The sequence below is a fragment of the Mesorhizobium sp. WSM3859 genome (assembly GCF_002295065.1).
Taxonomy (GTDB): domain Bacteria; phylum Pseudomonadota; class Alphaproteobacteria; order Rhizobiales; family Rhizobiaceae; genus Mesorhizobium.
This window is the reverse complement of record NZ_NSGG01000022.1, coordinates 33,347-53,379: the sequence shown is the minus strand read 5'-3', so window position 1 is coordinate 53,379 and position 20,033 is coordinate 33,347. Positions and strand designations below refer to the sequence as shown.

The following is a 20,033-nucleotide window of genomic DNA, read 5'->3' as shown; positions in this document are numbered from 1 at the left end:
CAACCTAGCTGGCCTCGATGAACCGGATGACCGTTTCGCCGTAATTGCGCTCGTCCATCACCGAAAAACCGGCGCCCGGCTCGAACGGCGCCGACGCCGCCTCCTCCACGACGCAGAGCGCGCCGGGCAGAAGCCAGCCGCCGTCCTTGGCGGAGCGCAGAGCCCGTTCGCCAAGGCCTTTACCGTAGGGCGGATCGGCGAAGACCAGGCCGAAGGGCGAGATCGTGCCGGCTTCGCCGAGATGCGTGGCGTCGCGGCGGAAAATCTTGGTGCGACCGGTCAGGCCATAGGCTTCGACATTCTCGCGGATCAGGCCGCGTCCCTCGGTCGATTCCTCGATGAAGACGCAGTAGGAGGCGCCGCGCGACAAAGCCTCCAGCCCGAGCGCGCCCGTGCCGGCGAAGAGGTCGAGCACGCGGCCGCCCTCCAGCTTGTCGGCGTAGCGATGCGCCAGGACGTTGAACACCGCCTCGCGGGTGCGGTCGGTGGTGGGGCGGATGGCATTGCTTTTCGGCGTCGCCAGCGGACGTCCGCGGAACTCACCGCCGACGATCCGCATCGCCGCCCCTCTTCGGACCACGCGGCCTGTTGCCGCCATCGCCTTCGGGGCGCTCGCCGCGGGGCTTGCCGAACGGCTTTGCGCCCGGCTTGCCCTTGCCGCCCGGTTTGAACGACGCCTTGCGCGCCTTCGCCTCGGCGGCCCTCGCGGCGTCGGCTTCCGCCCTGCCCTTGCCGATGGGCCGGGCGCCCGGCGCCATCCAGACATTGGCCTTGCGCTGGCCCGGCGGCTCGATCGGCCGCTGCTCGCGCTCGGATTTCTTGCCGCGTGGCTTGTCGCCAAACCCGCCACGCGGCTTGTCGCCGAAGCCGCCGCGATCGGACTTCGCGCCGCGCTCGCCAAACGCCCTGTCCGGCTTGGTCGAAAGCTTGCTCAACGCCTCGTCGCGGCTGCCTTCGCGGCGCTTGCGCGCCTTGATCAGTCCACCCTCGCCGATCGGCCGGCGATCGCCGTCGCGCGTGAATTTCGGCCGGTCGGCCTCTGCGCGGCTCGGACCGCTTGCGCGCACCGGCTTGTTGGAGAAAGGCTTCTGGATTTCGGCATCGAAATTGGCGCCGGCTTCCTCGATCAACCGCTCGCCGAGCTGCTCGCGCAGCACCCGACCCTTGATCTCCAGCACGTGTCCCTCGGGCAGATCTTCCAGCTGGAAGGGGCCGTAGGAGATGCGGATCAGCCGCGTGACATCGAGGCCAAGCGCGCCAAGGATGTTCTTCACCTCACGGTTCTTGCCTTCGCGCAGGCCCAGCGTCAGCCATGCATTGGTGCCCTGCTCGCGATCGAGCGAAGCTTCGATCGACCCGTAGAAGACGCCGTCGACGGCGATGCCCTCACGCAAGCCGGCGAGCGCGCTCTCCTCGACCTTGCCATGGACGCGCGCGCGGTAGCGCCGCAGCCAGCCGGTGGCCGGCAGTTCGAGCACGCGCGACAGCCCGCCGTCATTGGTGAGCAGCAGCAGGCCTTCGGTGTTGATGTCGAGCCGGCCGATCGTCATCAGCCTGGGCAGGTCGGCCGGCAGCACGTCGAAGACGGTCTTGCGGCCTTCCGGATCTCGGTTGGTGGTGACGACTCCCGCCGGCTTGTGGAACAGGAACAGGCGCGTGCGCTCGATCGGCGGGATCTCGGTGCCGTCGAGATGGATGACGTCGTTGGCGCTAACGTTGAAGGCCGGCGAGTCCAGCACCTTGCCGTTGACCTTGACGCGGCCGGCCGCGATCAGTTCCTCGGCGTCGCGGCGCGAGGCGATGCCGGCACGCGCCAGCCGCTTGGCGATACGCTCGCCGGCCTCCGGCACGGCTTCCGAAGGACGCGGGCGCGGCTTGAAGCCGCCCTCGGACTTTCCCGCGCCGCGCGGACGATCGCTGAAATCACGCTTCGGCCGGTCGGCAAAGTCGCGTCCGGGGCGATCGCTGAACTCGCGCTTGGGGCGCTCGAAACGGCGTTCGCCACGCTCGCCCTCGGCGGCCATCGGCCTGTCACCGCGTGGCGTATAGGGCTTGCGGCCCTCGCGTTTGTCGAAGGGCTTGCCGTCGCGCGGCGGGCCTTTGCGGAACGGCCGGTCGCCGCGCTCCGCGCCTTCACCCGTGTCACGCGGCCCCATTTCGCGCGGCTTGTAGCTGCGTGTAAAATCGCGGGCCGGGCGCTCGCCTTCGGCGGCCGTCGGCCGGTCACCGCGTGGCGCAAAGGGCTTGCGGCCTTCGCGCTTCTCGAAGGGCTTGCCGTCACGCGGCGGACCTTTGCGAAACGGCCGGTCGCCGCGCTCCGCACCTTCACCCGTGTCACGCGGCCCCGTTTCACGCGGCTTGTAGCTGCGTTTAAAATCGCGGGCCGGGCGCTCGCCTTCGGCGGCCATCGGCCGCTCACGCTTTGCGAACGGCTTCTTGGCGCCGTAGGCCGGCTTGCCGTCTCGCCGGCCCGCCGGTTTCGAGCCGCCCTTGCGCGGCCCGCGTGGAGATTTCTTGTCGTCGTCCATTACTTTGCTCGTCTTTGCCTGCTACAGCGCCGCGCGCCCTTGCGGACGCCCAACGCAGGCAGTGTCATCTTGATTTTGCGCATCCGGCGGCGCGGCAAAAACCGATTCCGGTTTTCAGGGTCTCGCGCTAGATAACAGGATCATTCTCGGGTGGCGAGGAATAATCGGAATGGAAACCGCTTGAAACGACCGGATTTCATGGCCTTGGCGCTTGAAGAGGCCGAAGCGGCGGCCGGCCGCGGCGAAGTGCCGGTCGGCGCGGTGATTGTCAGCGGCAACACGGTGATCGCGAAAGCCGGCAACCGTACCCGCGAGCTTGCCGATCCGACGGCGCATGCTGAGATGCTGGCGATCCGCGAGGCCTGCCGGAAGCTCGCCAGCGAGCGTCTCACCGGCTACGATCTCTATGTGACGCTTGAGCCCTGCGCCATGTGTGCCGGCGCGATCTCCTTCGCCAGGCTGCGGCGGCTCTATTTCGGCGCCGCCGACGAGAAAGGCGGCGCGGTGATCAACGGCGTGCGCTTTTTCGCTTCGCCCACCTGCCATCACACGCCGGACATCTATCCGGGAATGGGCGAGAGCGACGCTGCCCTCATCCTCAAGGATTTTTTTCGCGAAAGACGGAATGATAGTGAGTAGTGAGTAGTGAGTAGTCAGTAGGGACTGGTAATGAGTGGTCAGTAGTGACCGGATCACCACTGACTACTGACTACTGACCATTCACAGCCCCAGCCAGTCGAACCAGCCGCCCTTCTTGCCTTCCGCCTGTGCCTTGAGGCGGCGCTCCTTCTTGTACTCGTCCTCGCCGAGTTCGTTCTGCGGCGCGGCATCGGAGGGCTGGCGATAGGCAAGCGGCGGCTCGCTCAGATATTTGCGAGTGGTCGGGTCGCCCTGCTTCTGCTCGGCAAGCCGGCGCTGGATCTCGGCGGTGCGCGTAGCGCTGGAATCATCGGGCGACCAGCGTGGCGGGTGACTGGAGGCCGAGTCGGCCATCGCCTTCTTCACCGACGCGGGATCGGTCTGCACATCCTCGACGGCTTCCGGCTGGTAATTCGGATCATTCTGATGCGCGGTGGCGTCGGCGCGGATGCGGGCGCGCCGCGCCTCGGGCGATTCGGGCCACTCGGTGCTCGCCGTCTGGATGCTCTCCTGCGGCGGCGGCAGGGTTTCCTTCTGCCCGGGGGCGGGCTTCACCAAATCGGGACGCGGCTTGTAGTCGATCGGATTGCGGTGCTTCGGCGTGATCGAGACCGCGCCGGAAACATCGTCGAAGAGCTGCGCGGCAGCCGTCTTGTCGGTTCCGTAGGTCGGCGAGCCCACGCAGCCCGACAAGGCGATGGCCGATACCACAAGCGGCGCCAGCAGCGCGGCGCGCGCGAACGTTCTGTCGGTCATGCCAAAAAGTCCCACTCTAAAACTGCCTTTCGGTCGCCACCGGCCAAGGGCACGGTCCCCTTCTTCCTCGCACTTGCGATGGAAATCCGGCGACAATTTGTCTGCCGGAGTGTCGCGTGTTTACCTCAACCACTTGTTAAGGGCAACGCACGGGCGGATATGGTCCGCCCGGCGTGGTACTTTTGCACTTATTTGACTTGGTGCATGTCGTTAGCCCAAAACCGCTTCACACTTTTGGGCGACATGCGACTAGAGCCGCCCAAGCGCCTTCAGCTCATGCAGCACGGCCGCGTCGCGGGCCGAGACATCCGGAAATTCCGAATCCTGCCCGACATCGGCGGTGTAGCGCCATGAGCGCGCGCATTTGACCAAGCCGCGATCCTCGGCTTTCTCCACCACCACCGCCACGCCCTTGACGTCGTCGAGCGTAAAGGCACCTTCCGGCGCCTTGCCATGCTTGATGACGAGGTCGCTGGTGATCGCCATCTCGGCCATGTCGACATCGGCGATGGCCGCTTCCAGCGCGGCGTCATCCAGCGTCACCACCGGAACCGCCTCGAGCGAAGAGCCGATCAGCTTCTCGGCGCGCGCGATCTCCAGCGCACCGGTGACGACACGGCGCACCTGCCTCACCTTGCGCCATTTCTCGGCCAGCGCCTCGTTGCGCCAGTTCTGCGGGATCGCCGGGAACTGGTCGAGATGCACCGAGACGGCTTCGGGATGGCGGTCGAGCCAGGCCTCCTCGGTGGTGAAGGGCAGCATCGGCGCCAGCCACTTCACCAGGCATTCGAAGAGGTGGCGCACCACCTGCACGGCCGCCCTGCGGCGCAGGCTCGACGGCCCGTCGCAGTAAAGCGCGTCCTTGCGGATGTCGAAGTAGAAGGCCGAGAGTTCGACCACCATGAAGTCCAGCAGCGCGCGGGTGATGCGCTTGAACTCGAAGGCGTCGTAACCCTGGCGCACCACCTCGTCCAGCTCAGACAGCCGGTGCAGCATCAGTCGCTCCAACTCCGGCATGGCCTCAACCGGCACATCCTGGCCGTCGTCATGGGCAAGCGTGCCCAGCATCCAGCGGATGGTGTTCCTCAGCTTGCGATAGGCGTCGATATTGGTCTGCAGCACGTTCTTGCCGAGCCGCTGGTCTTCCCAATAATCGGTCGTCACCACCCAGAGCCGCAGGATATCGGCGCCGGACTGCTTGATGACGTCCTGCGGCACCACTGTGTTGCCGAGCGACTTCGACATCTTGCGGCCTTCCTCATCCATGGTGAAGCCATGAGTGATGACCGCTTCGTAAGGCGCCCTGCCCCTCGTGCCGCAGCTTTCGAGCAGCGAGGAATGGAACCAGCCGCGATGCTGGTCGGAGCCCTCGAGATAGACGTCGGCCGGCCATTTGAGGTCAGGACGGTCCTCGAGCGTGAAGACATGGGTCGAGCCGGAATCGAACCAGACGTCCAGGATGTCCATCACCTGGTGCCACTTCGAGGCATCGTGATTACCGAGGAAACGCTCCTTGGCGCCGTCGGCGAACCAGGCGTCAGCGCCTTCCTTCTCGAAAGCATCCATGATGCGCTGGTTGACGGCCTCGTCCTTCAGCACATTGCCGTCCTCATCGGCGAAGACGGCAATCGGCACGCCCCAGGCGCGCTGGCGCGAAAGCACCCAGTCCGGGCGCTCCTCGATCATGGCGCGGATGCGGTTCTGGCCGGCAGCCGGCACGAAGCGGGTGTCGTCGATCGCCTTCAGCGCGCGGCTGCGCAGCGTCGTGCCGTCGCCGAGGTCCTTGTCCATATAGACGAACCATTGCGGCGTGTTGCGGAAGATGATCGGCTTCTTCGAGCGCCAGGAATGCGGGTAGCTGTGCTTCAGCCGGCCGCGCGCGAACAGCGCGTTGCGCTTGATGAGCTCGTCGATCACCGCCTGGTTGGCGTTGCCCTTCTTGCCATTGTCGTCGATGACGCGCGCGGCTCCACCTTCGCGATCCGGGCCGAAGCCCGGCGCGTCCCGGGTGAAGAAGCCGGCATCGTCGACCGGGAACGGGATTGCGGTGTCGACGCCGCGCTCGCGCAACTCCGAGGCCGCGTCCGTCCAGGCGTCGAAGTCCTCGCGGCCATGGCTGGGCGCCGTGTGGACGAAGCCGGTACCGGCATCGTCGGTGACATGCTCGCCGGCGATCATCGGCACGGGATATTCGTAACCGCCGCCAAGGCCCTTGAGGGGATGCGAAAGCGTAAGCTTCCCAAGCTGTTCGGCCGAGACGCTATGAAGTCGGTTCAAGATGACTTTCGCCTTGACCGCGCTTTCCTCGGCGAGCGCGTCGGCGAAGATCAGCTTCTCGCCAGGCTGCGGGCCGAAAGCGTTCTCGGCCGCCGTCACCTCATAGAGGCCATAGGCGACACGCGCCGAATAACTGACGGCGCGGTTGCCTGGAAGCGTCCATGGCGTGGTTGTCCAGATCACGACATGCGCCTCGACCAGATCGAGCGCGGCCTCATCCAGCGCCGGCGCGGCATCGGCGACCGGTTGGGCGAGGCTCGCGACCGGGAACTTCACCCAGATCGTGTCGCTCTCATAGTCCTGGTATTCGACCTCGGCCTCGGCGAGCGCGGTGCGCTCGACCACGCTCCACATCACCGGCTTCGAACCGCGGTAGAGCTGCCCCGACATCGCGAATTTTAGCAGCTCGCCGGCGATGCGCGACTCCGCGTGGTAGGCCATGGTCGTGTAGGGATTGTCGAAATCGCCGATGACGCCCAAGCGCTGGAACTCGCCACCCTGCACCTTTATCCAATGCGCGGCGAAATCGCGGCATTCCCTGCGGAACTCGTTGACCGGCACCTCGTCCTTGTTCTTGCCCTTGGCGCGATACTGCTCCTCGATCTTCCATTCGATCGGCAGGCCGTGACAGTCCCAGCCCGGCACGTAGTTGGCGTCGTAGCCGCGCATCTGGAAAGAGCGGTTGATGACGTCCTTGAGGATCTTGTTCAGCGCATGGCCGATATGGATGTTGCCATTGGCGTAGGGCGGACCGTCATGCAGCACGAATTTCTCGCGGCCGGCGGCCTCCTCGCGAAGCTTTCTGTAAAGGTCCATGTCCTGCCAGCGCTTCACAAGGGCGGGCTCCTTCTCGGGGAGGCCGGCGCGCATCGGGAAATCCGTCTGCGGCAAATAAAGCGTCTTGGAGTAGTCGATCGTCTCGGACGTATCGGTCGTAGGAGTATCGGTCATCGATCTGCCATCTCAAATTGCCCGGCGGCACAAAGCTCGGGCGATATGCGTTGATTTCTGAAGAAGGCGCGAGGGGGGCGCGCGAAAACTCCCGGCGGCTCCAGCGGCGCTCAGGCCGCCCGGAACACCGGGCCCGTAATTCGTATCGCGATCGCGAAAAGGCGCGAAAAGCTCGTCATGGCGTGGCTTTTAGCGGATGGCGCGGCAGGAATAAAGCATGGATTTCGAGGGCTCGCGCCGGTTTTGTACCTACATCGTGAAATTGAAGCGGTAGGTGGTCGACACGCCGAACATCCACTGGTTGCGGTCGCCGCGTTCCTTGACCAGGCTGGAATCGGCAGCCGGCCCCATCAGGCGCGAATATTCGGTGAAGACGCTGGCCGTCATCGGCTCGGTCACTTTCCAGGTGATCGCGCCGCCGAGGCCCGTCGACTTCACACCGCCGCCCGGATGGTATTCGCTGAGCCCCGAGGCGGCTGCCTCGGTGGCGTTGACGCCGTAATAGGCATCGAAATAGTTGGACGAGGCGAAGGTCACGCGCGGGCCGCCGGAGATGCGCACACTGGGCGTGATGTCGTAGAACGCGTCGGCCGCGATGTCGGCAACGAAGCCGTTGTGTGAGCGGATGCCATGCCGCAACTCGGCGCGGGCGCGCAGCCAATCCAACGGATAGAACTCAAAGAAGCCGCCAACTTCGCCGCCGAAGCGCACCGGGTCGAGACCCTGGAGTTCGTCCTTGCTGGTGCGATGGAACAGGAACTTGCCGGTCAGGCCGGCGCGCACGGAACCGTCGTCGATCAACGCCAGCGAGATGTTGTCGTTGCGCGAGGTGAACCGCGCTTCGGGACCGACCTTGCCCAGCGAGATGATCGGCTGGGCGCTCAACATGTATTTCTTGCCGCCCTCGAAATTCGGCGCGACCAGGCCTGTGGCGCCGAGCGTCAGGTACCAGTCGCCGGATATCCAACTGCCCTCGCCCGCCTGGGCGACAGAGGCAGTGAACAGGCCCGCGGCGACGGCCAGCGGAATCGTCCCGACAATACGCATCGTCACCCCTTACGCGAAACGCGCCGGCAACACCACCTGCCGGCGCCCAAGCCATGCCGTGCGTTCGGTAAAATTTGACTTAAAATCGGTAACATCGAACGGCAGCATGCGAAGATGAGAACGCCCGCCGGATCAGGCGTTGCGCGGAGGGTCCAGCAGCCTGGCCACGGCCTTGGTGCCTTTTCCGCCAATGCGCGCAGAGCCGTCGTCGCCCACTTCCACCGTGGCACCATTGGCGAAACTGAGTGACCAACCGTCGTCCGTGGCATTACGCCGGCGGTCGGTGAGCTCGATGCCGCCGGCGGTGACCAGCGCGACAATCTTGTCAGCGTCCATCTTCGTCCTCCGCTTACGCGCCCTCAATTCAGGTCGAGCCCGCCGGTAAGGTCACCGAGCGGCGGCTCGCCATGCGCGGCAACGGCTCGGTCGCGGACCACGATGCCGTGCAGCACCGGAAGTTCGAAACGCTCGGTGATGAGGCGCAGGATCGACGTCGTGTCATAGGGTGTGTGATCGACATAGCCGTGTTTGGCGAAAGGCGAAACGATGATCGCGGGGATGCGCGTGCCGGGTCCCCAGCGGTCGCCCTTGGGCGGCGCGACATGATCCCAGATGCCGCCATTCTCGTCATAGGTGACGACGACCAGCATATGCGGCCATTGCGGGCTTTTCTCCAGATGCGCCACGACATCGGCGATGTGTCGATCGCCGGCCTGGATGTCGGCATAGCCGGAATGCTCGTTGAGATTGCCCTGCGGCTTATAGAAGGAAACCTGCGGCAGCACGCCGTCGTCGATCGCCTGGATGAAGCTCACGCCACTCAGCCCGGCGTCGCGAAGATGTTCACGCCTGGCTTCGGTGCCCGGAGCGTAGTTGGCGTAGTAATTGAACGGCTGGTGATGGTACTGGAAATTCGGCGTTGGCGTATGGTTGCCGTGGTCAAGCGTGTATTGCCAGGCGCCAGAATACCAGGCCCAGGTGACGTGCTTTAGGCTGAGCATGTCGCCAATGGTCGGCTCGCTCTGCGGCGGCAATGTCGTGGGCTTGGCCGGATCCGCAAGCAGTGGGTCGCCACCGGCCGCCGGATCGTTGCCGCTCGGCTGGTAGGGTGGCTGCATGGTGTTTACGGCATAGAAATCCGGCGTCAGATTGCCGTCGGAGACGAACTTCGGGATGCCGTCGCGCGCCGATTTCGGCGAATTGTCCGCGATCTTCAGTGCCGTGCCGCTGTCGTCCGTCATCGAGATCGACGGCTTGGCCGGGTTCTTGTCGGCATCGGCGTAATAAGGCGCGCAGGCGCAGATCAGCCATTGGTGGTTGAAGAACGAGCCGCCGAAGCCGCCCATGAAGAAATGGTCGGCCAGCACGTATTTCTGCGCGACCGCCCACATGTCGCCCTTGGAGGTGTCCCAGTTGCTCATCGGCATGGCGCCTGAATCGCCCCAGGCGACGAACATGTCGTTCTTGCCGCCGTTGATCTGCATCTGGTTCTGGTAGTAGCGATGCCACAGATCGTGCGTGGTAACGCTGAGCGGGACGTTGAAACCCTTCGCGTCATTGACGGTGAACGGGCCGTTCGGAAGGTGCTCCGTCATCGCCTGCGTCACCGGCGGAGTGACGCCCTTGGCGGTCAGTCCGTCCCAGACCGGCGGCAGCTCCGACAGCACCGAACCGTCACGGTCACGCTGCTGCAGGCTTTCCTGGCTCGCTTTGTCGATGCCGTCCGCGCCGGGAAAATGGCCATAGAGATTGTCGAAGGCGCGGTTCTCCGCGAAGATGACGACCACCGTTTCTATCTTGGCCAAGCCGTCCGGCGGATCGCCGGGTTGGGCTGCGGAAGCCGAAGCGGCAGCACACAGAGCGAGAGCCGAGGAAAACAGGGCAAGCGAAGAGGAGCGCTTCATCACCGTACCTCACCAGTCGTGCAAAACGGGATGACACCAGCTTCGGCGAATCTTTGCAATAGCGGCGACTCCGGACGGCATTGGGACTACTATCCCTGACGACAGCATGTGCGAGGCACAGCGGCATCGCCCTTGGCGATTTGGGATCGCTTGTGTCGCCGCGCTACGCGGCGCGCCGATTGCGCCGCGACGCCTCGATCAGGTCGCAGGCCGCCTCCAGCCCGCCGGTAAGCGGGTTTGACGCGCCGTAGGCAAGGGCCGCCTCGTGCCATTGTGCCCGCACCACCGGGTCGCCTGCCTTCAGGACCGCCTGTCGCCAGATTTCGGGATCATCGTGATTGGCCACAACCAGTCCCGCCCCGCTGGCTTGGACATATTTTGCATATCCGCAAGCGGCCGACGCAATGACCGGCAGGCCATTTGCGAGCGCCTCGAGGATCACCGTGCCGGTATTTTCCAGGCGCGCCGGGTGCAGCATGAAATCGCTCGCAACCACAACCGCAGGGATGTCCTCCTGTATGCCCAAGAGGGTGACCCGGTTCGACATGCCGGACTTGGCAATCAGGCTGCGAAGCCGGATTTCCTCCTCGCTGTTTTTGCGAAGACCGGCCACCAGCCAGTGAATGTCCGGGAACGGCTGCAGGGCCTTCACCGCCCGGTCGAGACCCTTCACTTTCATTCTGTTGGCGATGCTCAAGGCGATGACGGCCTGGCGGGGAAGCCCGAAACGATCGCGGATTTCATTGCGGTCGCCAGCCAGCAACTCCGGCCGGCGGCGTTTCGGATCGAGCGTCGGTCCGACAACATGGATGCGCGATTCCTCGGTTCGCCAGAAGTCGCGGTAAAGTGCTGCCTGGTGTTCGCTGAGCGCAATGATCTGCACGGCGCTGCCGGGAGCAAAGATCATCGATTCGAGCTTTTGCTGGCGGATGAAGCGGGGCGAAAACGGCCGCCACCATCCGAGCTTCGAGACAAAATAGGGCGGGTCGCCGGCATAGTAGATGTCCAGGCCCGCCATCTTGTTGAAACCGACCACGCAGTCGAAATCCCGCCTGGCCGTCAGCAGGGTCTTTCCCAGCGCATATTCGGTGCCCGGATTGGAGATGACCCGGGCAGGCTGGACCTTTATCGTCGCCGAGCTGTCGACATGACCGACCTGGCGTGTCGTCAGGATCGTCACGCTATGGCCCAGCCTGATCAAGCGGTCGCTAATATTGAGACAATCCCTTTGCAGACCCCCATTCATGAACAGGGTAGAGATTGCGCAGCAAATTCTCATTGTATGTTCCGGAGAGCGCCATTTACCCAGGTCCGATCGGCGGAGAGCTGCGGGCGCGCCGTAGACTTCTTCCTTCAAACAAACAAAGCAGGGCGCTTAGTGTCAGTCGTGTTGAAAAGACGAATATGCTGTATATAGCGGGTTATCAAGAGACTTGGATGCTGTTGCGTTCGAGCTTTTCCAAAAAAAAAATCAACCGGATCCGATTATGAAGATTCCATGGATTAATTGTGGCTGCCAAGCCGGTTTCGCTTGAGAGTCGCCATACCCGTGCCAAAGGCCCTGCGTGAATACAACTGGCGGCAATGGCTGAGGCTGCAGCCGCTGACACATGCGGTCAAGACGGCCCGTTACCGGAAGATCGACCGGAGGTTCCTGAGCCTGCCGGCCAAGGCTGGCGACATCGCGGGGATTCGCTATGCCGCCCGGGGTCGCCATGTGCTGCTCACCACCGCCTTCGGCGATGCCCAATGCCTCGACCTGCAGGTGCGGCTGGTCAGGAGACTTGTCCGGAGCGACCTCCACATCGTGGCCGACAACAGCATCAGCGAAGCTGCAGCGGAAGAGAACAGGCAGGTATGCGTGGCCCGAGGCGTTCCCTATGTCAGGCTGCCGGCCAATCCATGGACCATCAAAAACCCGAGCCGGTCCCACGGCGCGGCGCTCAACTGGATGTGGCACAATGTTCTGAAACCCGCGGCACCGGCCGCGTTCGGATTTCTGGACCAGGATCTTTTCCCGACCCAGCCATGCGACCCGTTCGAGCCTCTCCAAGATGTGGCGTTCTACGGAGATCTCCGCCGAGCGGGCGCGCGTTGGTATTTGTGGGCGGGCTATTGTTTCTTCCGTTTCGACGCCGTCGCCCGCAAGCCTCTCGATTTCGGGCTCGACTGGTTCGCCGGTCTCGATACCGGCGGGGCCAACTGGGAGGTGCTTTATCGGGATGTGGACCCGAACGCGTTGCCGCAACGGCCGATAACGGCATTCGCGGCCTTGCCCGGGAATGACCTCAAGCAGGCCTATTGCGAATGGCGGGGAAGCTGGCTCCATGAAGTCGGCCTCGACGGCGACCTCTCGTTGAAGGCGAAAAAGCGCGAGGCGGTTTTACGCTTGCTGGAGCCCGCCCTTCAGGCCCTGCCCGGATCGGCGCGACAATGAGATTGGCAGTCGACACGGTGACCGAACTTTGCGATGGAACCTTGAATCCAGACCGCAAACATCCCGTACTCGAGCTGGCCGATTCAACGGTCGTTCGGTCAGGCCCGATTATCGCAAGGACGTTCTGTTGCCGACAGTAAGTGTGATCATTCCGGTGAGAGACGGCGCGCGCTACATCGGCGAAGCCTTGCAAAGCATTCTGGACCAGGATCTGGCTGATATCGAAGTCATCGTCATCGACGATGGCTCCTCGGATGACAGCGCCGCGATCGCGACTTCGCTCGTCGAGGGCGATGGCCGCGTCAAGGTTATCGCCAATCGCGGCAAAGGCATCGTCGACGCGCTCAATATGGGAATTGCGCTGGCGCAGGCCCCTCTTGTGGCGCGCATGGATGGCGACGACATCTCGCTGCCCGACAGGTTGCGCCTGCAGGCGGCGCGTTTCGACGCGGATGCCGATCTGCAGCTGCTCGGCACGGCGGGATTGCAGATCGACGGGGACGGAAAACCGTTGAGGCCAATGGAGGTTCCCATCGGCAACGAGCCGTTGCGGTCCGCGCTTGCCAGATACAATCCCATGCTTCATCCGACGGTCATGTTCCGGACCGAGGCCGTCCGGCGCGTGGGAGGCTACCGTCGCGCATTCACCTATGCGGAGGATTACGATCTGTGGCTGCGGCTTTCCGAGACCGGAAAGCTGGCCAATATGGATGCGCGGCTGGTCAAATTGCGCTCGCATCCAGGGCAGGTGTCGCGCGTCAAGGAGGATCAGCAAAAGGCGGCCGCGGCGCTGGCCAGGCAGTCGGCGCTGTTGCGCCGCTCCCGCGTCGAGCCGTTCGACACAAGCGGCCAACCCACAGAGGCCATCGGAGCCTTTCTGGCATGGCGCGCCGCCACGGGGGCCGGTGTATCGAGCCAGGAAAGACGCGACATCGAATTGCTGTTGCGAACGGCGGGCATACCCTTGGCCACGACCTGCAAGCTGCTGCTCCTCGCGGCTCTCGGCGCCCCCTCGTTCAGGACGCTCGCGCTCGGGCCTCGACTGGCCTGGCGCAGGATGATCGCGCGCCCTGCCAAGATGCGGCCCAGCTGATGCGGCCCCGGCAGATGCGGCTTGTCGTCGATCTCACCAGCATGGCGCGCTGGCTCGGCCCTCCGGTCGGCCTGGTCCGCGTGCAGCGGCATTACAGCGCCGCGGCGGCCGCGTTCACGGCCTCCGAGGTGGCGTTCACGGTGTTCGACCCGATCGACCGGGTCCTCAGGCAGGTTTCGCCGCGGATTGCCGCAGAAATCATCGCCGGCGACATCTCATGCGACATGACTTTCCATCCGGACCCGGCGCGCATCAAGATGCGGTTTTACGACCGCTGGCCGAACTGGGCGCGGCGGTCGCTGATGGCTATCATAAAAGCGCGCCGGATCCTGATAACGGAGATCGGCGCGTTCGCCCGGCACAATCCCGGCAGCGGTTTTCTTCCTTTCCTCGAGCGGATCGAAAACCGCCTGATGAAGGCGAACGAGCGACGGCTGACCGCTCGTGAGGACGGTTCAAAGGTGCGGATCGTGCCGCTGCGGACGGTGGCCGGCGACAAACACGACCTCACACCCGGCGACCATCTGCTGTTGATGAACAACGACTGGTCGCACACCGATATCGAGCTCATTTCGCGCGACGCCCGCTCGGCCGGCGCAAAGCTGATCGTGCTGCTGAACGACATCATCCCGATCCAGTTTCCCGAATGGTACAAACCGCATGACGTCACGAGATTCACGGATTACGTGAATCTGGCGATCGGGCTGGCGGACCGCTTCATCCTGACGTCGAAGCGTGTCACCGCCGATATGGAGGAGCACGCCGCCGGGCTCGGCCTTCGCCTGCCGGAACTGAAACTGGTCCCGCTCGGCTGCGACAGCGCGCGCAAATCGAAGGCGGACGGCCCCCTGCCGGACGGACTTGAGACAGGTCGCTACATCCTGTTCGTTTCCACCATCGAACCGCGCAAGAACCATTCGTTGCTCATGGACGTCTGGCGGCGCCTCGTTCAGGACGGAACGGTCGCGCATGGCGGCATGAAGCTGGTTTTCGTTGGCCGCAGCGGCTGGATGGTCGATGCGGTCCTGGCGAAGCTTCACAGCCATCCCGACTACGGCCAGAGCCTTGTCCATCTCGACAACGTCGATGACGGAACGTTGTCCCTGCTCTACCAAAACAGTGCGTTCTGCGTGTACCCGTCGCTCTATGAGGGATATGGACTGCCGCCCGTCGAGGCGCTGGCCTACGGAAAGGCGCTGATCGCCTCGACAGGCGGAGCCATCCCCGAGGTGGTGGGTCCGTTCGGACTCTGCCTTGATCCACTCGATGTCGAAGGATGGGAAAAGGCCATGCGGGAATGGATCACCTCGCCCGAGGTCCGGACTTCCTATGAGGCGAAGGCCAGCGAATTCACGGCGCGAAGCTGGGAGCAGGCTGGCCGGGAGACACTGGAGGCGACGCTTGCGCCGTTCCCGGATGAAGTCACGCCGGCGCGAGAACGAGCGCCTTAGAGCGTTTCACCGTTTCACGGAAACGGCGAACCGCTCTATCTCCTTGTTTTCACGCAATTCCCGGCGGAAGGCTACGGCGAACGCGCCGAACCTAACTGCTCACACTTTTCCTGGAATTGCTCCAAGGCTGGGGCACAGCCCGGCCGCCCGTGGGTTCCGCTCGTGTTGCTGGACGGACAATGCCATTCAGTCTAGCTTCCTTTCACCGCAGGACCGGTGGTGAATTTTCGAGGGAGATGAAACCATGACTTTGCCAAGCGACGCTCTCAGAGACGCAATCGGCCAGACGCGGGACAAATGGGGATGGTTCGTGGCGCTCGGCGTGCTGCTGCTGATCTTCGGCGGCATCGCCTTCGGCAATCTGTTCATCGCCACCGTCGCCTCGGTCTATGTCGTCGGCTGGCTGATGCTGATGGCTGGCATCATCGAGATCATCCACGCCTTCGGGGTCAAGACCTGGGGACGGTTCTTCTACTGGCTGCTGAGCGGCCTGCTCTACGCCGTCGCCGGCTTTTTCGCCTTCGACAACCCGCTGCTCGCCTCGGCGGTGCTGACGCTGCTGCTGGCCATCGCGCTCATCGCCTCGGGACTTTTGCGGTCCTGGGTGGCCTTCAACCACCGACCGGAGCAAGGCTGGGGATGGCTGCTCGCGGCAGGCATCATCACCATTCTGCTCGGCCTGATGATCGCCATGGGCTGGCCGGTGAACAGCCTTTGGGTGCTTGGCATCTTCCTGGCGATAGACCTGGTCTTCCAGGGCTGGAGCTTCATCGCCATCGGGCTGGCGCTGAAGCGGTAGAAGCACCCGACGAGATAGCTAGAAAGCGATTTCGCTATCCAATTGCGAGAGCGGGCGCACGCCCGCCAGCAGCGCCCTCGCCTCGGCCTCGTCCTTCTTCATCTGCGCCACCAGCGCGTCGAGGCCGTCGAATTTGAGCTCCGGGCGCAGGAAGCCGAAGAACGACACCTCGCAGGTCTCGCCATAGAGATCGCCGGAAAAGTCGAAGACATAGGTTTCGAGCAGCGGCGCGCCATTATCGTCGACGGTCGGGCGGCGGCCGAAGCTGGCGACACCGTCGTGAAGCGTGCCGTCGGCACGGCGAAAGCGGACGGCGTAGATCCCTTCCCTCAGGGCGGCTTCGGGCGAAAGCCGCATATTGGCGGTCGGGAAACCGAGCGTGCGGCCAAGCTGCTGGCCGCCGATCACTTCGGCCTCGACGGTGAAACGGTAGCCGAGCAGGCCGGCGGCCTCCTCCACCTTGCCTTCGGCGAGCAGTCCGCGGATGCGGCTCGACGAGACCACTTCGGCGCCTTCATCGCGGAAGGCATCGACAAGCGTCACGCCGAAGCCATGCCGTTCTCCCGCCGCCATCAGGAAAGCCGGGCCGCCCTGGCGATCCTTGCCGAAATGAAAGTCGAAGCCGGTAACGGCATGGTGGATGCCGAGATTCTTCTCCAGCACATCGGTCACGAAAGCCTCGGCGGAGAGCGAGGCGAAATCACGCGTGAACGGCTGCTCGACCAAGGCGGCAAAGCCAAGTCCGGCGAGCAGCCGTGCCTTCATCGGCGGCGGCGTCAGCACGAAGAGCGGCACCTCCGGGCGGAACACCTTGCGCGGATGCGGCTCGAAGGTGAGCACCAAGGCGGGCACGCCATTGCGGCGGGCCTCAGCCAGCGCGCGCTCCAGGACGGCCTGGTGGCCGCGGTGGACGCCGTCGAAATTGCCGATCGCCACGACGCCGCCGCGCAAATGCGCAGGCAGCGGCGTGGCCGTGGAAAGACGTTCGAAGGTTTGCGTCATGTAGAGGCGCCCGTCATGGCCAGACTATCAACCTATTGCAGGCGCGGAATGACGGCGACCGGCCGGTAGCCGTGCTTTTCGAGAAAGGCCGCCAGCCTTGCGGGATCGTCGCCATGCTCACGCGCATGGATACCGCCCGAGACATAGAGCACGTCAAAGCCGTTGTCGGCCGCGCCCTTGACATCGGTCATCATGCCGTCGCCGATGGCGAGAACTTCGCTTCGTTCGACGACGCGGCCGAGCAATCCGGCGAGTTCCTTCATGGCGACATGGTAGATCGGCGCGAAAGGCTTGCCGGCAATCAGCGTACGGCCGCCCAATTGCGCGTAATCCCGCGCGAGCGCGCCGGCGCACCAGATGGTCCGCTCGCCGCGCTCCACCAGGATATCCGGATTGGCGCAAATGAAAGGCAGGTTGCGGGCGCGCAGCCGCTGCAGCAATTCGGCATAGTCGGCGGGCTTCTCGACCTCGTCGTCATAGAGACCGGTGCAGACGACACCCGAGGCCTCGAATTCCTCGACAAGATCGACATCGAGCCCGTCATAGAGCGTGAAATCGCGCTCCGGCCCGATATGGAAGATCCGCCTTGGGCCGTCGGCGATCAAGTCGCGCGTCACGTCGCCGGAGGTAACGACCCGGTCACAGGCGTCGGCGGGAACACCGATGACCTTCATCTGGGCAACGACGTCGGCGCTGCGGCGTGGCGAATTGGTGATCAGCACGACAGGCACGTTGGCCGCGCGTGCCCGGGCAAGCGCAGCGGCGGCCGCCGGAAAATGCCATTCGCCATTGTGCACGACGCCCCATACGTCGCACAGTATGGCCGCGTAGCGCCCCGCAAGATCGTCGAGCGAGGTGATGATGTCAGGCGAATCCGCCATGCCGTGTCCCTGATTTTGATTCCTGGCAGCGGCAACAGACTGTCGGCCACGGACGGTCCCGCATAACCGAAGCGTTTGATCCTGTCACGAGCTTTCCCGATCACCACATGCCGGGCCTCGATCTCGCTCGCCCGGACGCACAGGGTTAACGCGCGGTCAAAAAGGCGGTGTGTTCTTGATAGTTTCGCGCAAGCTGAAATTTATCGATTTATGACCATGGTACGACGGCAACTGCGACCATGGTCGTATATCGGCATGGATCCTTGGCGGGGGTAAAATGCAATGATCCGCGATTTTTTTCGCGACAGGCGGGGTAACTACGCCTTGATGACGGTTATCACGATGATACCGCTGATGGGCGCCGTGGCGATCGCCGTCGACTACACCGAGTTGATCAGGCAGAAGCAGGAAACGCTGAACGCGCTCGACGCGGCGGGTATCGCCACAGCGCAGCAGATCGTCGCCGGCGCCAGCGACGACCAGGTAAGGGCCTTCGCCAAACAATTCTTCGAAGCAAATCTCTCGCATGTCGCCGCGGCAAACACGGCCCTGACAGTTACCTTGCCAAACAACAATAGCGGCGGCGGCACGCTGATCCTCCAGGCCTCGCTCAAATACAAGCCCTATTTCCTGCCAGTGGCCATCATGCTGCTCAACGGCGGCACCGCCGGAGAAACCAATGTAAGCGTGAGTGCCAGATCGGAAGTCCGACTCAAGAACACGTTGGAAGTGGCGCTGGTGCTCGACAATTCCGGCTCGATGGGCCTCAACGGTTCGGGCACCGGCCAGAAACGCATCGACCTCCTCAAGCAGGCGGCGAAACAGCTGGTCGACACGCTCGCGCTGCAAGCCCAACAAATGAAACAGATCTCAAAGCCGGTGCAGTTCTCGCTGGTCCCGTTCTCGGCCTCCGTCAACGTCGGCCCAACGCACGACCAGGATCCGTGGATGGATCTGAACGGCGTCTCGCCGATCCACCACGAGGATTTCGACTGGTCGACAATGAGTTCGGCCAACGACCCCAACAAGTACGCGCAGAAGGTCGGCAGCATATGGTACAAGCGCGGCGACGGCTGGGGAGACACCAAGGATCAGCCGCTCACCCGCTTCAGCCTCTATTCCGACATGACCGTCGAGTCCGACCGCGAAACGGTGCAGCCTCCGAAGCAGTATGTCTGCGACGTCACCAAGAAAGACGGCACCTGCAGCAAAGGCCACTGGGTCACGCCGTCCCCAACCTATGTCTACACCACCAGCCGCTATGCAAGCTGGCAGGGTTGCGTGGAGGCCAGGCCGTACCCCTACAATGACGACGACACCACGCCGAACAGCGCCAATCCGGCCACGCTGTTCGTGCCGATGTTCGCCCCCGACGAGGCCGGCACGCTTTGGCGCGATTTTGATCGCGACGGCATCAATGACGTCAGCAGCGTCGGCTACGGCTACGGGAACAACTGGTGGGCGGACTGGCCCTATTCGCCCAGCCCGACGGCGTCGCAGCGCCAGTCCGACATGCGCAAATACTTCCTGGTCAAGCCATATGGTTCGGCGTCCGCGAGCTACGGTGACGGTCCCAATGCGGCTTGCACGACCAGTCCGATCACGCCGCTCAAGGATGTCAGCGTGGCGGCTGAGAAACAGGAACTGGATGACGCCATCGACGAAATGGCGCCGACCGGCAACACCAACGTGCCGGAAGGCCTTGCCTGGGGCTGGCGAACCGTGTCCAGCAACGCGCCGTTCACTGAGGGCCGGCCGAACAGCGAGAAAGGAAACGACAAGGTGGTCATCGTCCTGACCGACGGCGCCAATACGTACAGCGCCGTCGGCGACTCCGGCTACGCCAACAACCGGTCCACCTACGCCGCTTACGGATATACCGGGCTGACCTACCCGGGCTCAGGCAGCGTCACTCGGATGTTCATGAACACGAGCAGCGCCGTGCCGAAGACCACCTACACCGACAGCAACTATACCGCCGCGCTCGACGAGAACATGCAGACGCTTTGCACCAATGCGAAAGCTGCCGGGGTCATCGTGATGACCGTCTCGCTCGACCTGGTCGATACCAAGACCGACGAAAAGAAGGCCATGGCCGCCCTCAAGGCCTGCGCATCCGACTCACGTTTCCGCAGGGATCCAACCGACCCGAGCAAGCCTGCGAAGCTGTTCTGGAACTCGACCGGCGCCACGCTTTCGGACGACTTCAAGGCCATCGGCAGTGAATTATCGAACCTGCGCATCGTCAGTTGAGCACAACAACCGGGG

At 63.8% G+C, this 20,033-nt stretch carries 16 protein-coding genes; 6 read left to right on the top strand and 10 right to left on the bottom strand.

Annotated features, from left to right (window positions below):
• Positions 1 to 4: 4 nt before the first annotated feature.
• Together rsmD and CK230_RS30290 are read right to left on the bottom strand one after the other, a co-directional pair.
• Positions 5 to 559 (bottom strand): 16S rRNA (guanine(966)-N(2))-methyltransferase RsmD, encoded by a 555-nt coding sequence (rsmD, locus tag CK230_RS30295; protein ID WP_095820451.1) that lies wholly within the window; start codon positions 557 to 559, stop codon positions 5 to 7.
• Entirely contained in the window at positions 540 to 2,528 is a 1,989-nt protein-coding gene (locus tag CK230_RS30290; RefSeq protein WP_095820450.1) for a pseudouridine synthase, read from the bottom strand. The genes rsmD and CK230_RS30290 overlap by 20 nt, the downstream gene beginning before the upstream one ends.
• A 180-nt stretch (positions 2,529 to 2,708) precedes the next feature.
• Between CK230_RS30290 and CK230_RS30285 the strand changes: the two genes are divergently transcribed.
• Positions 2,709 to 3,167: a nucleoside deaminase gene (locus tag CK230_RS30285; protein WP_095820449.1), complete on the top strand. Its 459-nt coding sequence runs from the start codon at positions 2,709 to 2,711 to the stop codon at positions 3,165 to 3,167.
• Between the two features lie 81 nt (positions 3,168 to 3,248).
• Here the strand turns inward: CK230_RS30285 and CK230_RS30280 are convergent, their stop codons facing one another.
• The 6 genes from CK230_RS30280 to CK230_RS30255 all read right to left on the bottom strand — a co-directional run bounded on the left by CK230_RS30280 (position 3,249) and on the right by CK230_RS30255 (position 11,459).
• Complete coding sequence (locus CK230_RS30280; RefSeq protein WP_095820448.1) at positions 3,249 to 3,923, bottom strand: hypothetical protein; 675 nt, start codon at positions 3,921 to 3,923, stop codon at positions 3,249 to 3,251.
• 249 nt (positions 3,924 to 4,172) lie between these two features.
• Positions 4,173 to 7,151: an isoleucine--tRNA ligase gene (gene ileS, locus CK230_RS30275; RefSeq protein WP_095820447.1), complete on the bottom strand. Its 2,979-nt coding sequence runs from the start codon at positions 7,149 to 7,151 to the stop codon at positions 4,173 to 4,175.
• 249 nt (positions 7,152 to 7,400) lie between these two features.
• Positions 7,401 to 8,198, bottom strand: a complete 798-nt coding sequence (locus tag CK230_RS30270) for a MipA/OmpV family protein (RefSeq protein WP_095820446.1) — start codon at positions 8,196 to 8,198, stop codon at positions 7,401 to 7,403.
• Between the two features lie 132 nt (positions 8,199 to 8,330).
• Positions 8,331 to 8,534: a hypothetical protein gene (locus tag CK230_RS30265; RefSeq protein ID WP_095820445.1), complete on the bottom strand. Its 204-nt coding sequence runs from the start codon at positions 8,532 to 8,534 to the stop codon at positions 8,331 to 8,333.
• 23 nt (positions 8,535 to 8,557) lie between these two features.
• The gene (locus tag CK230_RS30260) at positions 8,558 to 10,102 is read right to left on the bottom strand and encodes an acid phosphatase (RefSeq protein WP_095820444.1); all 1,545 of its coding nucleotides are present in this window, start codon (positions 10,100 to 10,102) and stop codon (positions 8,558 to 8,560) included.
• 163 nt (positions 10,103 to 10,265) lie between these two features.
• Positions 10,266 to 11,459 (bottom strand): glycosyltransferase family 4 protein, encoded by a 1,194-nt coding sequence (locus CK230_RS30255; RefSeq protein ID WP_141246153.1) that lies wholly within the window; start codon positions 11,457 to 11,459, stop codon positions 10,266 to 10,268.
• A 192-nt stretch (positions 11,460 to 11,651) separates the two neighbouring features.
• On the opposite strand from CK230_RS30255, the gene CK230_RS30250 reads away from it, so the two are divergent.
• The 4 genes from CK230_RS30250 (at position 11,652) to CK230_RS30235 (ending at position 15,882) form a co-directional block, all read left to right on the top strand.
• Positions 11,652 to 12,539, top strand: coding sequence for a hypothetical protein (locus tag CK230_RS30250; RefSeq protein ID WP_210201504.1), 888 nt, complete (start codon positions 11,652 to 11,654; stop codon positions 12,537 to 12,539).
• 127 nt (positions 12,540 to 12,666) lie between these two features.
• Positions 12,667 to 13,632, top strand: a complete 966-nt coding sequence (locus tag CK230_RS33890; protein ID WP_245430107.1) for a glycosyltransferase — start codon at positions 12,667 to 12,669, stop codon at positions 13,630 to 13,632.
• Entirely contained in the window at positions 13,632 to 15,083 is a 1,452-nt protein-coding gene (locus tag CK230_RS34135; RefSeq protein WP_348629178.1) for a glycosyltransferase family 1 protein, read from the top strand. The genes CK230_RS33890 and CK230_RS34135 overlap by 1 nt, the downstream gene beginning before the upstream one ends.
• A gap of 244 nt (positions 15,084 to 15,327) precedes the next feature.
• Entirely contained in the window at positions 15,328 to 15,882 is a 555-nt protein-coding gene (locus CK230_RS30235) for an HdeD family acid-resistance protein (protein ID WP_095820440.1), read from the top strand.
• 18 nt (positions 15,883 to 15,900) lie between these two features.
• Here the strand turns inward: CK230_RS30235 and CK230_RS30230 are convergent, their stop codons facing one another.
• A complete protein-coding gene (locus CK230_RS30230; protein WP_095820439.1) occupies positions 15,901 to 16,884 on the bottom strand; it encodes a bifunctional riboflavin kinase/FAD synthetase in 984 nt (327 codons plus the stop codon).
• A gap of 32 nt (positions 16,885 to 16,916) precedes the next feature.
• Entirely contained in the window at positions 16,917 to 17,765 is an 849-nt protein-coding gene (locus tag CK230_RS30225) for a TIGR01459 family HAD-type hydrolase (protein WP_095820438.1), read from the bottom strand.
• A gap of 282 nt (positions 17,766 to 18,047) precedes the next feature.
• Here CK230_RS30225 and CK230_RS30220 point away from each other — a divergent pair, with 282 nt between their 5' ends.
• The gene (locus CK230_RS30220; RefSeq protein WP_095820437.1) at positions 18,048 to 20,018 is read left to right on the top strand and encodes a pilus assembly protein TadG-related protein; all 1,971 of its coding nucleotides are present in this window, start codon (positions 18,048 to 18,050) and stop codon (positions 20,016 to 20,018) included.
• Positions 20,019 to 20,033: the final 15 nt, after the last annotated feature.

Bases quoted from the DNA above. Each gene is read 5' to 3' on its own strand.
- rsmD (WP_095820451.1), bottom strand. From the start codon at position 559: ATGCGGATCGTCGGCGGTGAGTTCCGCGGACGTCCGCTGGCGACGCCG.
- CK230_RS30290 (WP_095820450.1), bottom strand. From the start codon at position 2,528: ATGGACGACGACAAGAAATCTCCACGCGGGCCGCGCAAGGGCGGCTCG.
- CK230_RS30280 (WP_095820448.1), bottom strand. From the start codon at position 3,923: ATGACCGACAGAACGTTCGCGCGCGCCGCGCTGCTGGCGCCGCTTGTG.
- ileS (WP_095820447.1), bottom strand. From the start codon at position 7,151: ATGACCGATACTCCTACGACCGATACGTCCGAGACGATCGACTACTCC.
- CK230_RS30270 (WP_095820446.1), bottom strand. From the start codon at position 8,198: ATGCGTATTGTCGGGACGATTCCGCTGGCCGTCGCCGCGGGCCTGTTC.
- CK230_RS30265 (WP_095820445.1), bottom strand. From the start codon at position 8,534: ATGGACGCTGACAAGATTGTCGCGCTGGTCACCGCCGGCGGCATCGAG.
- CK230_RS30260 (WP_095820444.1), bottom strand. From the start codon at position 10,102: ATGAAGCGCTCCTCTTCGCTTGCCCTGTTTTCCTCGGCTCTCGCTCTG.
- CK230_RS34135 (WP_348629178.1), top strand. From the start codon at position 13,632: ATGCGGCCCCGGCAGATGCGGCTTGTCGTCGATCTCACCAGCATGGCG.
- CK230_RS30235 (WP_095820440.1), top strand. From the start codon at position 15,328: ATGACTTTGCCAAGCGACGCTCTCAGAGACGCAATCGGCCAGACGCGG.
- CK230_RS30230 (WP_095820439.1), bottom strand. From the start codon at position 16,884: ATGACGCAAACCTTCGAACGTCTTTCCACGGCCACGCCGCTGCCTGCG.
- CK230_RS30225 (WP_095820438.1), bottom strand. From the start codon at position 17,765: ATGGCGGATTCGCCTGACATCATCACCTCGCTCGACGATCTTGCGGGG.
- CK230_RS30220 (WP_095820437.1), top strand. From the start codon at position 18,048: ATGATCCGCGATTTTTTTCGCGACAGGCGGGGTAACTACGCCTTGATG.